Origin of the sequence: Dactylosporangium aurantiacum (assembly GCF_000716715.1) — a bacterium.
Lineage (GTDB): Bacteria > Actinomycetota > Actinomycetes > Mycobacteriales > Micromonosporaceae > Dactylosporangium > Dactylosporangium aurantiacum.
The window spans coordinates 22,487-38,218 of the sequence record NZ_JNYJ01000029.1 but is presented as its reverse complement, the minus strand read 5'-3'; the positions used below and the strand labels follow the sequence as shown (position 1 = coordinate 38,218).

The window sequence follows — 15,732 nt, the reverse complement described above, 5'->3', positions numbered from 1 at the left end:
GGTCATGGTCACGCCACCAGGATCTCTGCGGTCACGCCGAGGTCCGCGAGGGACTTGGCGATCTCCTCCTTGTAGGCCGGGTTCGTGATCACGACGGCCTTCGGCTGCAGCGTCGTCAGCGTCGACGGCGGGTCCACCCGGTGCCCGGTGACCGGCAGGAACCGGCCCCACTTGCGTGGGTTGAGGTCCACGACGCCGTGCAGGCCCAGCTCACGGTCGGCCAGGGTCAGGAACTGCACGCCGCGCGAGCCCGCGCCCCACAGCACCGGCCGGGCGCCGTCGGCGTTGAGCTGCGCGATCGTGCCGCGCCAGCGCTCCCGCTCGGCGTGGTGCCGCTCCGCGAAGCCGGCGATCGCCGCGAGCTGCTTGTCGCGGGCCCGCATCGACGGAAGCTCGCCGGTGTGCGCGACGTGACCACCGGCGCGCGGCCGGTTCGCCGACACCTCGATGTAGCGGAACATCCCCGAGAACAGGGTGCCCGTCGACTCGACCGTCCAGCCGGCCCGGCCGAAGATGCTCGCCAGCGAGTACGCGTCGAAGTACGACACGTGCGGGTAGATGACCTCCCAGCCGGCGGTGGCGAGGTCGTACACCGCGTCGGGGACCTCGACGTAGCCGAAGACCTCGCGCCCCTTCGCCTGCTCCCGCAGGTCGACCAGGAACTCGTAGGGGTCGTCGAGGTGCTCGAACCAGTGTCGCGAGGTGAAGAAGTCGTACTCCGGCAGGCCGCCGCCGCGCGGGGCGAGCGCGCTGTGGAACGTGGTCGCGCCGCTGGTGCCGGTCTCGCCGGCGTACATCGCGTCGTAGCCCACGCCGGTGGCGCCGCCGACGTGGGTCAGCTCCTTGAGGAACTCGCCCTGGCCGCAGCCGATGTCGAGCACGAGCTTGCCGTTGAGGTCGTACCGCTCGCTGAGGCTCTGCACCAGGTCCGCCGAGAACCGCTGGAACGCGGGGGAGAAGTGCAGGTTGGTGTCCATCGTCGTGTCGTAGACGAGCTTGTCCGGCTCGAACGCGATGTTGCGCACGTATGCGCAGCGCGGGCAGTGCGCCAGCTCCATCCGGCCGACCGGGGACGCGACGGCGTCGCCGTGGGCCTCCCAGTGCACGCCGCACAGGACCGGGATGTCGCCCAGGTCCGCGAACGGCACGAGCCGCTCCTCGCCGCAGGCGTCGCAAAGACGGTCGGTGGTCATGCGTTCACCCAGCGCAGGTCGTTGTCGAGCTTGCCGGCGGCCATCAGCGACTTGATCCGCTTGATGCGCTGGTGGGTCTCGCTGCCGAACTGCTCGATCGTCAGGCCGTGCCGCTGGTACTGCTCGATGAGCTGCTCCACGCCGAGCTTCACGGTCCACTTCGGCTGGAACTCGGGGACCTCGGCCGCGATCAGGTCGCAGGTGACCCGGTAGTTGCGCAGGTCGGTGCCGGCGCCCTCGGCGAAGGTGACCTCGCTGCCCGGCACCACCTCGGCGACGAGGTTGGCCACGTCGCGGATCAGGTAGTTCTCGCTGCTCTTGCCGATGTTGTACGCCTTGGCGTGCACCCGGCCCCGGTCGACCTCCAGCAACGCCAGGAACGCGGCGGAGATGTCCTCGATGTGCACCAGCGGGCGCCACGCCTTGCCGTCGGACAGCAGCCGCACCTGCCCGGTCAGCAGCGCGTGCGCGGCGAGGTCGTTGACCACCAGGTCGCCGCGCAGCCGCGGCGAGAAGCCGTAGGCCGTGGAGTTGCGCAGGAACACCGGGGAGAAGTCGTCGTCGGCGAGCTCCAGCAGGCCCTGCTCGGACAGGATCTTGGACTCGCCGTAGGGCGTCACCGGCTGGAAGCCGGCCGTCTCGTCCAGCGGGGTGTCGTCGGCGCCCTTGCCGTACAGCGAGCAGGACGACGAGAAGAGGAACCGCTGCACCCCGGCGGCCTTGGCGGCCTTCGCCAGGCGGATCGTCGAGCGGTGGTTGACGTCGTACGTCAGGTCGGGGTTGAGGTTGCCCAACGGGTCGTTGCACAGCGCGGCGAGGTGCACGACCGCGTCGAATCCCGTGACGTGGGACGGCTCGACGTCACGGAGGTCGACCCGCAGGGTCTTGACCTCCTCGGGCGCCGGCCCGAGGACGCAGTCCGCGAACAGCCCCGTGTCGAGACCGACCACCTCGTGCCCGGCCTGCCGGAGTATCGGCACCAGCACGCTGCCGATGTATCCGTCGTGACCAGTGACGAGTACGCGCATGGCAAAGCTCCCGAACGCTCGGCGGGTGGAAGGCGAGTCTAAGAGGGACCGAAAGTGCCCTCGGTGGTGTGTCGGACTTCTTACTCTGGCGTTGAACAGCAGTCTTCGGTGACCGCTAGCTTCTTGGCTTGGATTCTGCCTTAGGCTGACGCGTCCACATCTTGCTCCTGCCGTATAGCTGGGAGCCTAGCGCCAACGATTATTTTGGGGGGACGCATGCCCGTTGTCTCGTGCCGGCTCTGTGGCGCCGAGCTCACCGAGACCTTCGTCGACCTCGGTATGTCACCGTTGTGTGAGAGCTACGTACCGGCGGACAGGGTCGACGCCCCGGAAACGTTCTACCCACTGCACGTGCGCACCTGCTCTGAGTGTCTGTTGGTGCAGCTCCCGGCGTACGTGGCAGGTGAGGAGATCTTTTCCGACTACCTGTACTTCTCCTCCTATTCATCATCCTGGGTGGAGCACGCCCGGCGGTACTCGGTCGCGATGATCGAGAAACTCAACCTAACGGCCGAGAGCCTGGTCGCCGAAGTGGCCAGTAATGACGGGTACCTTCTGCAGCACTTTGTGGCCGCGGGTATTCCCGTGATCGGCGTCGAGCCGGCCGGAAATGTCGCGGCGGTCGCCCGCGAAAAGGGGATCCGCACCGAGGTCTGCTTTCTCGGGCCGGAAACCGGCGAATCGGTCGCGGCGCAATACGGCCGCGCCGATCTGGTAGCGGCAAATAACGTTTATGCCCATATTCCGGACATTATTGGCTTCAGTCAGGGTCTGGCGAATCTGGTCAAACCAGACGGATTGGTCACGCTGGAGTTCCCGCACCTGCTCCGCCTCATCGAGCGCCGGCAGTTCGACACCATCTACCACGAGCACTACCAGTACCTGTCGCTGCTCACCGCGTCCCGGGCGCTCGCCAAGGGCGGCCTCGCCGTCGTGGACGTCGAGGAGCTCGACACGCACGGCGGGTCGCTGCGGGTACACGCGAAACACACCGGGACCGCGGGCGAGCCGTCCGTCGCCGTCAAGGCCGTCCTCGACGCCGAGGCGGCCGCCGGGCTGCACACGTTCGAGGGGCACCAGGGCTTCGCCGACGAGGTCTTCACCATCAAGCGCGACCTGCTCGACTTCCTCATGCGGGCCCGCGCCGAGGGCAAGCGGGTCGTCGGCTACGGCGCCCCCGGCAAGGGCAACACGCTGCTCAACCACTGCGGCATCCGCGAGGACCTGCTCGAGTACACGGTCGACCGGTCGCCGCACAAGCAGGGCATGTTCCTGCCCGGCACGCACATCCCGATCCACGCGCCGGAGCGCATCGCCGCCGACCGGCCCGACTACGTCCTCGTCCTGCCGTGGAACCTGCGCACCGAGATCAGCGCGCAGCTGTCCTACGTGCGCGACTGGGGCGGCAAGCTGGTCTACCCGATCCCGGCACTCGACGTTGAGGGGTAGTTCGTCGTGAAGGTCGTCCTGTTCTGCGGTGGTCTCGGCATGCGGATGCGCGAGGGCACCAGCAACGTGCCCAAGCCGATGGCCATGATCGGCGACAGGCCGCTGCTCTGGCACGTCATGCGCTACTACGCGCACTTCGGGCACACCGACTTCGTCCTCGCCCTCGGCTACGGCGCCGCGGTCGTCAAGGACTACTTCCTGCACTACGACGAGACGCTGTCCAACGACTTCACCCTCGTCGGCGGCAACCGCGACGTGCAGCTGTTCTCGACCGACATCACCGACTGGAACATCACCTTCATCGACACCGGCCTCAAGGCCACGATCGGTGAGCGGCTCATGCGCGTGCGCAAGTACGTCGAGGACGAGCCGATGTTCCTGGCCAACTACGCCGACACGCTGACCGACGCGCCGCTGCCGGAGATGGTGGAGCGTTTCCGCGCGTCCACGGCCGCGGTCAGCATGCTCGCGGTGCCGCCGGTCTCCACGCACCACGTGGTCGAGATGGGCCCCGACGGCGCCGTCTCGCGGGTCCGGGACTTCCGCGAGCTGATGACCTGGGAGAACGGCGGCTACTTCATCATGCGGCCGGAGATCTTCGACCACCTGCGGGAGGGCGAGGACATGGTGCCGCACGCCTTCGACCGGCTCATCCCGGACCGCAAGCTGCTGGCCCAGCAGTACGACGGGTTCTGGCGGGCGGTCGACACGTTCAAGGACCGCGCCGAGATGGAGGAGGCCTACAACCACGGCAACTGCCCGTGGATGCTGTGGGACTCCACCCGCCGCCCGTCCCTCGTCCCGACGCAGCGCTCGTGATCGACTTCTCGCTCGCCGGCGTCCGGTCCGTCGTCGCCCTGGGGGCGCACCCCGACGACATCGAGATCGCCGCCGGCGGGCTGCTGCTGTCGCTGCCCGCCGGGGTCACGGTGCACTACGTCCTGGCCACGGGGGTGCCGGCCCGGCAGGAGGAGGCCCGGGCCGCGGCCACCGCGTTCCTGTCCCAGGGCACGGTCGAGTTCCACCTGCACGACCTGCCCGACGGCCGGCTGCCGGCGCACTGGAACGCGGCCAAGGAGATCGTCGAGGCCGCCGCCCGGCTCGGCGCCCCGGACCTGGTGCTCGCCCCGTCGACCGACGACGCGCACCAGGACCACCGGCTGCTCGGCTCGCTCGCCTCGACCGCGTTCCGGGACGCGCTGGTCATGCACTACGAGATCCCGAAGTGGGACGGTGACCTGTCCCGCCGCAACGTGTACGTGCCGCTGACGCCCGACCAGGGCCGGCGGAAGGTCGCGCTGCTGCACGAGCACTTCCCGTCGCAGAAGGCCCGCGACTGGTGGGACGACGAGGTGTTCCTCGGCCTGGCCCGGATCCGCGGCATGGAGTGCCGGGCACACTACGCCGAGGCGTACACGGTCACGAAGGCCGTCGTGCGCTTCTAGGGCGCCGCGGTGACGGGCCTGCCGCCCTCGAGGTAGACATTGCTGGCTTCCCAGGTGACGCCCGGCAGGTCCTCGTTGGAGGCGGGCCCGTACCTGCTGTTCTGCACGAACACGTTGTTGCGGAAGACCACCTTCTCCGCCTTCGTGTCCGGCCGCAGGTTCACCGTGTAGTTGCCGCCGGAGAACAGGTTGCCCTCGACCAGCAGGTCGCTGAGCTTCGGCGCGGTCTCGGAGCCGAGCTGGAAGCCCGCGTTGAACGGGTCGTTCGTGGCCGGGTTGAACGCCTCGAGGGTGTTGTGCCGCACGATCATGTGCTCGCCGCCGGTCGTCTGCAGGATGTCCTGGTGGTCCTTCTCGTCGGTGAAGACGAGGTCGTGGATCCAGCTGTCCTCGATGACCGCGCCGTCGGAGACGCGGGGGCCCTCGTTGAGGTGGTGCATGTTGACGCGGCGCATCGTGTAGTGGCCGAAGCCGAGGCCGAGCCCCTGCCCCTCGCCCACCACCTCGGAGTCCTCCAGCAGCAGGCTCGCGTCAGGCACCACGTCGTCGAACACCCGGATGATCATGCCGCCCTTGTTCTTGCAGCTGATCTTCGACCGCTTGATCGTCACGTTCTTCGCCCTGATGTCCAGGCAGTCGGTGAGGATCTTCCCGTCGATGACGGTGTTGTCCTGGGTGATCGCGTATTGGCCCGTGTACGGCGTGAGCTGCGTCCCCGCCGGCACGCCCGTGTTGTCGGGGCCGGGCCAGGGTTTCGCGGCCTTGACCGGGCCGGCGACCAGGCCCGCGCCGCTGGTCGGGTGCTTCTTGCCGGACTCCGTGAAGGCGTAGCTCGCCTGGTACGGCTGGTCGTCGACCGTCGAGTCGGTCACCCGCGCCGGGGCGCCCGCGTAGTGCTGGAACCCGGTCGCGCAGCCGTGGACCTTCACCTTGGTGGCGGTGTAGCCGCCGTTGCCGACGCCGACCATGTCCTTGCCGTCGCAGTACACCTCCGTGTTCTCCACGACGGTGCCGCTGACGCCGGGGAACACCCGGATCGCGACCGTGCCCGCGTGCCGGACGGTCGAGTTGACGACCTTGACGTTGTCGGCCTTGATGTGCAGCGCCGTGGTCAGCTGCTGGCCGTCGACGACGGTGCCGGCGGTGCTGATGACGGTGGCCTTCTCGGTGCCGCCGCTGGACTGGCTCTGCGAGTCGCTCGACACGTACTGCACCACCGCGAACGTGCCGGCGGCCAGCACGAGCAGCACGGCGACGCCGATCGCGACGCGGCCGGTGCGCCGGCGCTGCGGGGTGGGTGGAGCGGTGTGACGCCCGGGCCGGTCTCGTTGCACCTGCTCCGTGCTGCTCACACGACCTCCCCTGTACGTGACCCGGCGCGCAGACCCGCGGACGATACGTGATCCCTCGCCGCGCCCTCAACCTGAGTGTCGGCTTTCCGCAGCTGCGGCACGGGAGTTTTCGGGGTTTCCGGCCGGCCGGCGGCTCCGCTCACCCCCGTGACCTGCCCGGTCTACTCGGCGGCCACCTTCACCTTGCCGTTGCTGTTGGTCGCGTCCTTGTCCTTGGTGGCGGTGGCGACGGCCTGCGCGGCCTCGGCGACGGCGGCCTGCGCGGCCTCGGCGACGGCGGCCTGCGCGGCCTCGGCGCGGGCGGCCTCGAGGATCGCCTGGGCGGCCTGCTCGGCCTCCGCCACGACCTTCGCGGCACGCTCGGCGGCCTCGGCGCCGGCGGCGGTCGCGAGCTGCTCGATCTCCTGCGCCCGCTGCTGCGCCGCGGCGGCCTTCTCCTCGACCTGCCGCAGCCGCTCCTCGGCCGCGGCGACCTTCTCGCTCAGGGCCTCGGCGTCCACGGTCTGCTGCCGCAGCTCGGCCAGGCGCGCCTCGGCGGCCGCGACCTGGGTCGTCAGCTCCGTCTCCTGCGCCCGCAGCCCGGTCAGCTCGGTGCTCAGCGCCGCCTCGGTCTGGGCGATCTTGCTGGTGAGCTCCGTCTCCTGCTCGCGCAGCTCGGCCAGGCGGGCCTCGGCGTCCGCGGACTCCTTGAGCCGCGCGCGGAGGGCGGCCTCCTGCGACTGCACCTCGGCGAGGCGGGCCTCGGCCTCGGCGAGCTTCGCCGTGGCGGCCTCGACCTTGGCCGCCTGCTCCTCGGCGGCCTTGGCGCCCGCGGCGGCCTGCGCCGCGGCGGCGGCTTCCGCGTCGGCCTTCGCCTTCGCGGTGGCTTTGTCGGCCTCGGCCTTCGCCTTGGCGGTGGCTTTGTCGGCCTCGGCCTTCGCCTTGGCGGTGGCCTGCTCCGCTTCCGCCTTCGCCTGGGCGGCGGCGGCCGCGGCCTCGGCCTCGGCGGTCGCGGTGGCCTGTGCGGCGGCGGTGGCCTCGGCGGCGGTCACGGCCGCGGCCGCCTCGGCGCGCAGCGCGTCGGCCTCGGCCTTCGCGGCGGTGCGCAGCTCCTCGGCCTCGGTCTTCGCGGCGGCGCGCAGCTCCTCCGTCTCGGCCTGTGCGGTGGCGCTCAGCTCCTGCGCCTCCGCCTTGGCCGCGGCGCGGGCCTCGGCGAGCTCCCGCTCCGCCGTGGCGCGCAGCTCGGCGAGCTCGGTGTCGTGGGTGGCCCGCAGCTCGCTGAGCTCCTGCTCGATCGCGGCGCGGGCGGCGGCCGCCCGGGCCTCGGCCTCGGCGGTGGCCTTGCGGGTGGCCTCGTCGGTGCTCTTGCGGTGCGCCTCGGTCGCGGCGGCGTGCGCCTCGGCGGCGGCCGCCTCCGCCTTGGCCACGGCGGTGTCCGCGATCGCCTTCGCCTGCGCGGCGGCCTGCTCGGTGACCGCGGTCGCGGACTGCTCCGCCTGGGCCGCGACGGCCGCGGCCGTCGCCTCCGCCTGGGCGGTGACGGCGGCGGCGTGCTCCTCGGCCTGCGCGGCGACGGTCGCCGCGGCCTCCTGCGCCTTGGCCGCGACGGCGGCGGCCGCCTCCTGGGCCTGCGCGGTGACCGCGGCCGCCTGCTGCTCGGCCTCAGCGGTGAGCGCCGCCGCCCTGGCCTGCGCCTGCTTGGTGACGTCCTCGGCCTGCTGCCGCGCATCGGCGAGGAGCGCGGCGGCCTGCTGCTGGGCCTCGGTCGTGACGGTCGCCGCGTGCTGCTGCGCGGCGGCGGCGTGCTGGTCGGCCTCGGCGCGGACCTGGGCCGCGTGCTGCTCCGCGCTCGCGCGCAGCGCCTGCAGCTCCCGCTCCGCCTGGTGCCGGGCCTGCTCGAGCTGCGCGGTGACCTCGGCGGTGATGCGCTGCGCCTCGGCATGGGCGTGCGCGACGATCCGCTCGGCCTCGGCGCGCGACGCGACGGACCGCTCCTCGATCGCGCGGACCTCGGCGGCGAGCGCGGCGCGACGCTCCGTGACCGCGCGCTCCTCCTCCGCGCGCCTGGCGGCGAGGGCGAGCTCGAAGTCCTCGTTGGCCTTGGCGGCCCGGGTGCGGGCGTCGGCGAGCAGCCGCTCCGCCTCGGTGCGCAGCCCCGAGATGTCCTGCACGGCGTTGGCCCGGATCGCCTCGGCCTGGTCCTCGGCGAGGCCGAGGATCTGCTCCACCCGGGCACCCAGATGCCGGAAGGAGACATCGCCCACCGGACCGCGCCGGCGCAGGTCGGCGAGCTCCATCTGCAGGTCCTGGACCTGTGCGGCGAGCGCCTGGACCTGACCCCAGACCTCTTCGTTCTCCAGCTTCAGCGCATGGATCTCGTTCTCGGACTGGGTCCAGTACTTGTCGACCTGGCTGCGGTTGTACCCACGCAGCGCGGTCTCGAAGTCAGGCTCAGAAGAGACCCCGCCCGGGCCCGTGTCGAAGAGGTCGCGGTCTGACATAACACCCATCCTCACACGCAACGTCCCGCCACGCGCAATTACACACCGCGCATGACGGGACGTGCGATCGAACTCCCCGTGAATGATCGAGAAGCGGTCGGATCACCGCGTCCCGCGAGCGTCAGGCGGAGACCTTCTCGCCGTCTCCGGACTTGCCCTTCTTCGCGTCGGCGGGGCCACCCTGCTGCGGGGGCTGGACCGACGGCATGATCCCGGCGAGGCCGGACAGCATCTGACCGAGCTGCGAGGTGACCGCGTCCTTCTGGCGCGTGAGGTCCTCGACCTCGCGCCGGGCCCGCTGCGTCGTCTCCTCCGCCTCGGCACGCGCCTCGCTGAGCTGGCGGTGCGCCTCGGCGCGAGCCTCGTTGACGGTCTTCTCGGCGAGGTTCTTCGCCTTGTCGAGGGTCTCGGCGGCGGACCGCTCGGACTCGACCCGGCGCGCCTCGGCCCGCTGCTCGATCTCCTTCGCGCGGTCCTCGGCGGCCCGGGCGCGGCTCTCGGCCTCGTTGACGAGCTTCTGCGTCGCGGCGACCGCGGAGGCGTGGCGGGCGGACTCGTCGCGCTCCGCCTTCTCCTGCCGCTCGGCGATCTCCAGGGCGAGGGACTGCAGGTCCTTGTCGCGCTTGTCCCGGGCGTCGGTGAGCAGCTTGGTCGCCTCGGCGCGCTTCTCCTCCGCCTCGCGGGCGGCCTTGGCGCGCAGCTGGGTGATCTCCCGCTCGGCGGTGGCCCGCAGCGTCGCCACCTCGCGCTCGACGGTCGCCTTCAGCTCGGCGACCTCGTGCGCCGTGGCCGTGCGCAGCTGCTTGGTCTCGCGCTCCGCGTCGGCGCGCAGCGTGTCGGCCTCGCGCCGGGCCTGCACCCGGACCTCGGCGGCCTCCCGCTCGGCGGCGGTGCGCAGGTTGCCGGCCTCGCGCTCGGCGGTCGCCTTCATGGCGGCGGACTCGGCCCGCGCCTTGTCGGTGATCTCGCGAGCCTCGAGCCGCGCGGCGGAGATGATGCCCTCGGTCTCCCGCTTGGCCTCGCCCCGGTGGTCGTTGGCCTGCTCCTCGGCGAGCCGCAGGATCTGCTCGACCCGCGTGCCCAGCCCCGACAGCGTCGGCCGGTTGTTCTCCTCCAGCTGCTTGTTGGTGTCGCTCAGCTTCTGCTCCATCGTGCCGAGCCGCTGCTCGGTCTGACGGATGCGCCGCTGGGCCTCGGCGAGGCGGCTCTCGGCCTCTTCGCGAGCCTGGTTGGCCTGCTGGAGCTGCGCGTTGATCCGCTGCAGCTTGGCGTCGACCTGCGCGCGGTCGTAACCACGCAGGACCACACTCAGCTCTTCGTGATCCGAGCCGTTCTGAAAGAAGTCAACCGAGGACTGCTGCTGGGGCATTGGCACATACTTGCAGACCACCGGGGGGCTTTCGCAAGGGTGCAGCGGCACTCATCCGAGATGGTCACAAGGTCAACTTCACCGGGGCAGGACACGCCACGTGTTTGTCACGCTTTGTCGGCGTGTCGGGTGACCGTCCGGCCAGGTCAAGGTCACCGAACGGCGGGCCTGCCGAGACAATCCCCATACCGCCGACCACCCCGGATGACATGCCCCGCGACACCCCCGCCACCCCCAACTGCGCCCCGGCGACCCGCCCCGCACCCCCATTTCGGCCACCGTTGATCGACCGCCCCTCATGCACCCGCCACGCCATAGACGCCGCACGATTCCCCCGCATTGATCGTTGTGCCGCCAAAGGATCGTTCCCGGCCGAAGCGAACGATCCGGACGCCGCACCCGCCCCGGAGCCGGCATGGGAAGGGCGGTCGACTGGAGGGGACATGACCGGGGGATTCGACGGGTGGGCGCCTCGGCCGGTTCGGAGGTCGCAGCGTCCGTTCAGGTGCCGGAGCGTCCGTCGGTGGAGCCGTCCTCCGTCTGTCGCCGCGGGAGTGGCCGCGCCTGGTCGGCGGCCGGCCGTGGGAAAGGGTGCGTTGGGAGGCGAGTCCTTGGGGAGCGGCGCTGTCGGCCGGCGGAGGCAGGTCCGGGGGAGTCGGTGGGTGAAAGTCCCGGTCGGTCCGCGGGTCGGAGCGCCTGGGCGGGCGCCGGAGCGTCCGTCGGCGGAGCTGCCTACCGTCTGTCGCCGCGGGAGTGGCCGCGCCTCGTCGGAGGCCGGCTGTGGCAGAGGAGTCGCACGCCCGCATCGGCGCTGGGCGTCGCACGCCGCCTCGGCGCCGGGCGGCGGCGGGCAGGCCAACCGCCGGTAACAGCGACCACCGGGATGCGGCGCGCACGCGGGTGAGTCTGCCGCGCGCAGCGCAGGCAGTGCGAGCGCCGGCGAGCATGGGGGGCTCCGGAGTGGGAACCCCCCGGCCGCCGCGGCGACTGCCGCCGAAGCTGGTAACTGCCGCCGAAGCTGGCAACTGCCGCGGCGGGACAGCCACTGCGCTGTGACTGCCCCGACGCGGGGTTCGTGGGGCGCGCCGTTACTGGTTGCGGAAGCGGTTGATGGCCGCTTCGTGGCGGGCGCGCAGCTCCGGGTCGCGGACGCCGAGGCCTTCGGTCGGGGCGAGGCAGAGCACGCCGACCTTGCCCTGGTGGGCGTTGCGGTGCACGTCGTGGGCGGCTTGGCCGGTCTGTTCGAGGGGGTAGGAGCGCGACAGTGTCGGGTGGATCCGCCCGAGCGCGATGAGCCGGTTGGCCTCCCACGCCTCGCGGTAGTTGGCGAAGTGGCTGCCGATGATGCGCTTCAGGTGCATCCAGAGGTAGCGGTTGTCGTACTGGTGCATGAACCCGGACGTCGAGGCGCAGGTGACGATGGTGCCGCCGCGCTTGGCGACGTAAACGCTGACGCCGAAGGTCTCCCGGCCGGGGTGCTCGAACACGATGTCGGGGTCCTCGCCGCCGGTCAGGGCGCGGATCTCCGCGCCGAAGCGGCGCCATTCCGCGGTGTCCTGCGTGTGCTCGTCCTTCCAGAAGGTGTACGAGGACCGGTCGATCACCAGTTCGGCGCCCATGGCGCGGCACAGGTCGGCCTTCTGCGGGCTGGACACGACGCAGACCGGGGTGGCGCCGCCGTTGAGGGCGAACTGGGTGGCGTACGAGCCGAGCCCGCCCGACGCGCCCCAGATGAGCACGGTGTCGCCCTGCTTCATCTGCGCGCCGTGGTGGGAGACGAGCTGCCGGTAGGCGGTGGAGTTGACCAGTCCGGGGCAGGCGGCCTCCTCCCAGGACAGGTGGGTGGGCTTGGGCATGAGCTGGTTGGCCTTGACCAGGGCCAGCTCGGCGAGGCCGCCGAAGTTGGTCTCGAAGCCCCAGATCCGCTGCTGCGGGTCGAGCATCGTGTCGTCGTGGCCGGTGGCGTCCTCCAGCTCGACGCTCAGGCAGTGCGCGACCACCTCGTCGCCCGGCTTCCACTTGCTCACGCCCGGGCCGACCTTGAGCACCACGCCGGCGGCGTCGGAGCCGACCACGTGGTAGGGCAGGTCGTGGCGTTTCGCGAGGTCGTTGAGGCGGCCGTACCGCTGCAGGAAGCCGAACGTCGAGACGGGCTCGAAGATCGAGGTCCAGACGGTGTTGTAGTTGACCGCGCTGCCCATGACCGCGATCAGCGCCTCGCCGGGGCCGACCTCGGGGGTGGGGACCTCCTGCACGTGCAGGGACTTGCGCGGGTCCTTGTCGCGGGTGGCGAGGCCGTCGAACATCTCGGTCTCGTCGGCGCGCACGACCACGCCGCGGTACGACGACGGCACCGGCAGGCCGGCCACGGCGCGGAGCTCGGCTGCCGGGTCCGAGGCCCGCTCCGCCTGCATGATCGCGTCGAGGATGTGCTGCACCGCTGGCTCCTAACGTCAGGGTTTGAAGGCAACAAGCGTGGGACCCCGGAAAGCGGGGTGCCTATGGGGCTCGGCGACACATCTCGATGCCCTGCGCCGGACGTTACTGAACGGTAGCTAAATCAGGAACGGGCCTGTGAAGAAGTCCACTGACCGGCTCAGGAGTGGTTGCGCGAAGCTGCGCGGAAAGGCTCCACCAGCTCCACGAGCACGCCTCCGGCGTCTTTCGGATGCACGAAATTGATCCGTGAGTCGGACGTGCCGCGGCGCGGTTCGTCATACAGCAGCCGCACGCCGCGGGCGCGCAGCTCGGCACAGGTCGCATCGATGTCAGTCACCGTGTAGGCGAGCTGCTGCACGCCCGGGCCGCTGCGGTCCAGGAACTTCGCGATGGTCGAGGACGGGCTCAGCGGGGCGAGCAGCTGCAGGCAGCCGCCGTCGGTGGTCGGCCCGACCGAGAGCATGGCCTCCCGCACGCCCTGCTCCTCGTTCGTTTCCTGATGGACGCAGCGCATGCCGAAGACGCGGCCGTAGAACTCGATCGCGGCGTCGAGATCGGCCACGGCGATACCGACGTGATCGATACGGAGGATGCCGACGGGTGAGATATCCAACTGCGGGTCGGAGGAGGTCATGGCGATAGTCTGGACCCTAGTAATCGTTCAGTCGCGACGGTGCGATGTGAACCATCTCTCGAAAGGCCTCCGGATGACTCAGTCGGTGATCGTCAACGGCGCCCGCACACCGATGGGGCGCCTGCTCGGCGCGCTGAAGGACTTTCCCGCCACCAAGCTCGGCGGCATCGCGATCAAGGCGGCGCTGGAGCGTTCGGGCGTCGCGCCCGAGCAGGTCCAGTACGTGATCATGGGCCAGGTGCTGACCGCCGGCGCCGGGCAGATCCCCGCCCGCCAGGCCGCGATCGACGCCGGCATCCCGATGTCGGTGCCGGCCCTGACCGTCAACAAGGTCTGCCTGTCGGGCCTCGACGCGATCGCCCTGGCCGACCAGCTGATCCGGGCCGGCGAGTTTGACATCGTGGTCGCCGGTGGCATGGAGTCGATGACCAACGCCCCGCACCTGCTGGTCGGGCAGCGCCAGGGGTACAAGTACGGCGACGTCGTCATCCGCGACCACATGGCGCTGGACGGCCTGACCGACGCCTACGACCAGGTGTCGATGGGTGAGTCGACCGAGCGGCACGTCGCCCGGCTCGGCATCACCCGCGAGCAGCAGGACGCGTTCGGCGCGGCCAGCCACCAGAAGGCCGCCGCCGCGCAGAAGGAGGGGCGCTTCGCCGACGAGATCGTGCCGGTGGAGATCCCCCAGCGCAAGGGTGACCCGCTGCTGGTCACCGACGACGAGCAGATCCGGCCGGAGACGACGGTGGAGACGCTCGCGAAGCTGCGGCCCGCGTTCAGCAAGGACGGCACCATCACCGCCGCGACGTCCTCGCCGATCTCCGACGGCGCCTGCGCGGTCGTCGTCATGAGCCGGACCAAGGCCGAGGAGCTGGGGCTGACCTGGCTCGCCGAGATCGGCGCGCACGGCAACGTCGCGGGTCCCGACAACTCGCTGACCAGCCAGCCGTCCAACGCGATCAAGCACGCCCTGGGCAAGGCCGGGCTGAGCACCGCCGACCTCGACCTGATCGAGATCAACGAGGCGTTCGCCGCGGTGGGCGTGCAGTCGACCGCCGACCTCGGCGTCGACCCGGCGATCGTCAACGTCAACGGCGGCGCGATCGCGCTCGGCCACCCGATCGGCATGTCCGGTGCCAGGCTTGCCCTGACCCTCGCGCTGGAGCTGCGCCGCCGCGGTGGCGGGCTCGGTGCCGCGGCCCTGTGCGGCGGTGGCGGCCAGGGTGACGCCCTGCTGCTGCGCGTCCCCAAGCAGTGAGCCGGCCGGCGCACCGGAGGACCAGCGCGAAGCGCCCGGCACGGGAAACGGCGATCATGCCGTACATGAGCAGCACATGCGACGAGGGCAAGGAACGGCAGCGGTGAGCGTCCGGCGGTCCCGGGACGTGCCGGACCTGGTGGCGAAGGCGCGGGAGGGCGACCCCCGCGCCGTCGCGCGCCTGGTGTCGCTGGTCGAGGACGGCGACGAGGTGCTGCCGCAGGTCGCGGCGGCCCTCGCGCCGTACGCCGGGGACGCCCACGTCATCGGGCTCACCGGCTCGCCCGGCGTGGGCAAGTCCACCACCACCAACGAGCTGGTCCGCGCGTTCCGCAAGCAGGACCGGCGCGTCGGCGTGCTCGCCGTCGACCCGTCCAGCCCGTTCACCGGCGGGGCGATCCTCGGCGACCGGGTCCGGATGCAGGACCACGCCACCGACCCGGGCGTCTACATCCGCTCCATGTCCAGCCGGGGGCACCTCGGCGGGCTGTCGGCGGCGACCCCACAGGCGGTGCGGGTGCTCGACGGCGCCGGCTGCGACCCGGTCGTGGTCGAGACCGTCGGCGTCGGGCAGGCCGAGGTCGAGATCGCCGGGCTCGCCGACACCACCCTCGTGCTGCTCGCCCCCGGCATGGGCGACTCGATCCAGGCGGCCAAGGCGGGCGTGCTGGAGATCGCCGACATCTTCGTGGTCAACAAGGCCGACCGGGACGGCGCCGACGCCACGTACCGCGACATCCAGGGCATGATCGGCCTGGGTGAGCGGGCGCCGGGCCAGTGGCGGCCGAGGGTGCTGCGCAGCGTCGCGGCCCGGGGCGAGGGCATCGAGGAGATCGTCGCCGCGATCACCGAGCACCGCGAGCACCTGCACGACACCGGCGAGCTGCGCCGGCGCCGGGAGCGGCGGGCCGCGGCCGAGATCGAGGCGATCGCCCTGGGCACGCTGCGTGGCCGGATGGAGGCGTTGCGGGACGGCGAGGTGCTGGCCGGGCTGGCGCGGCGGGTCGCGGACGGTGACCTGGATCCGCACAGCGCGGCGGGAGAGCTGGTGACCATGACCGGGCTGCCGAACGGCCGCTAAG

At 71.3% G+C, this 15,732-nt stretch carries 12 protein-coding genes; 5 read left to right on the top strand and 7 right to left on the bottom strand.

Going from position 1 to position 15,732, the window contains the following annotated elements; all coding sequences use genetic code 11:
* Positions 1-8 precede the first annotated feature (8 nt).
* Both OP18_RS29190 and OP18_RS29185 read right to left on the bottom strand, forming a co-directional pair.
* On the bottom strand, positions 9-1,193 hold the full coding sequence (locus tag OP18_RS29190; RefSeq protein ID WP_033362296.1) for a class I SAM-dependent methyltransferase: 1,185 nt from the start codon (positions 1,191-1,193) through the stop codon (positions 9-11).
* Positions 1,190-2,221, bottom strand: a complete 1,032-nt coding sequence (locus tag OP18_RS29185; RefSeq protein WP_033362295.1) for an NAD-dependent epimerase/dehydratase family protein — start codon at positions 2,219-2,221, stop codon at positions 1,190-1,192. The genes OP18_RS29190 and OP18_RS29185 overlap by 4 nt, the downstream gene beginning before the upstream one ends.
* Before the next feature lie 216 nt (positions 2,222-2,437).
* Here OP18_RS29185 and OP18_RS29180 point away from each other — a divergent pair, with 216 nt between their 5' ends.
* Genes OP18_RS29180 through OP18_RS29170 form a run of 3 tightly spaced genes read left to right on the top strand, consistent with a single transcriptional unit; the run spans position 2,438 to position 5,115 of the window.
* Entirely contained in the window at positions 2,438-3,670 is a 1,233-nt protein-coding gene (locus tag OP18_RS29180; RefSeq protein ID WP_081971225.1) for a class I SAM-dependent methyltransferase, read from the top strand.
* A 6-nt stretch (positions 3,671-3,676) separates the two neighbouring features.
* A complete protein-coding gene (locus tag OP18_RS29175; RefSeq protein WP_033362294.1) occupies positions 3,677-4,489 on the top strand; it encodes a sugar phosphate nucleotidyltransferase in 813 nt (270 codons plus the stop codon).
* Positions 4,486-5,115, top strand: coding sequence for a PIG-L deacetylase family protein (locus OP18_RS29170; protein WP_033362293.1), 630 nt, complete (start codon positions 4,486-4,488; stop codon positions 5,113-5,115). Before OP18_RS29175 ends, OP18_RS29170 begins: the two co-directional genes overlap by 4 nt.
* Here OP18_RS29170 and OP18_RS53240 read toward each other — a convergent pair.
* From OP18_RS53240 to mce, 5 genes are all read right to left on the bottom strand, one after another.
* Entirely contained in the window at positions 5,112-6,467 is a 1,356-nt protein-coding gene (locus tag OP18_RS53240) for a right-handed parallel beta-helix repeat-containing protein (RefSeq protein WP_052387522.1), read from the bottom strand. The two genes, OP18_RS29170 and OP18_RS53240, sit on opposite strands and share 4 nt — an antisense overlap.
* Positions 6,468-6,628: 161 nt before the next feature.
* Positions 6,629-8,947 carry a coiled-coil domain-containing protein gene (locus OP18_RS57705; protein ID WP_052387521.1) on the bottom strand — a complete coding sequence of 773 codons (2,319 nt, stop codon included), beginning with the start codon at positions 8,945-8,947 and terminating at the stop codon, positions 6,629-6,631.
* 121 nt (positions 8,948-9,068) lie between these two features.
* Complete coding sequence (locus OP18_RS29150) at positions 9,069-10,316, bottom strand: coiled-coil domain-containing protein (protein WP_033362292.1); 1,248 nt, start codon at positions 10,314-10,316, stop codon at positions 9,069-9,071.
* A 1,088-nt stretch (positions 10,317-11,404) separates the two neighbouring features.
* Positions 11,405-12,754 carry a crotonyl-CoA carboxylase/reductase gene (gene ccrA / locus OP18_RS29145; protein ID WP_033362291.1) on the bottom strand — a complete coding sequence of 450 codons (1,350 nt, stop codon included), beginning with the start codon at positions 12,752-12,754 and terminating at the stop codon, positions 11,405-11,407.
* A gap of 158 nt (positions 12,755-12,912) precedes the next feature.
* Positions 12,913-13,389: a methylmalonyl-CoA epimerase gene (gene mce / locus OP18_RS29140; protein WP_033362290.1), complete on the bottom strand. Its 477-nt coding sequence runs from the start codon at positions 13,387-13,389 to the stop codon at positions 12,913-12,915.
* Between the two features lie 73 nt (positions 13,390-13,462).
* Here mce and OP18_RS29135 point away from each other — a divergent pair, with 73 nt between their 5' ends.
* Together OP18_RS29135 and meaB are read left to right on the top strand one after the other, a co-directional pair.
* A complete protein-coding gene (locus OP18_RS29135) occupies positions 13,463-14,650 on the top strand; it encodes an acetyl-CoA C-acetyltransferase (RefSeq protein ID WP_033362289.1) in 1,188 nt (395 codons plus the stop codon).
* A gap of 76 nt (positions 14,651-14,726) precedes the next feature.
* The gene (meaB, locus tag OP18_RS29130; RefSeq protein WP_033362288.1) at positions 14,727-15,731 is read left to right on the top strand and encodes a methylmalonyl Co-A mutase-associated GTPase MeaB; all 1,005 of its coding nucleotides are present in this window, start codon (positions 14,727-14,729) and stop codon (positions 15,729-15,731) included.
* Position 15,732 lies beyond the last annotated feature (1 nt).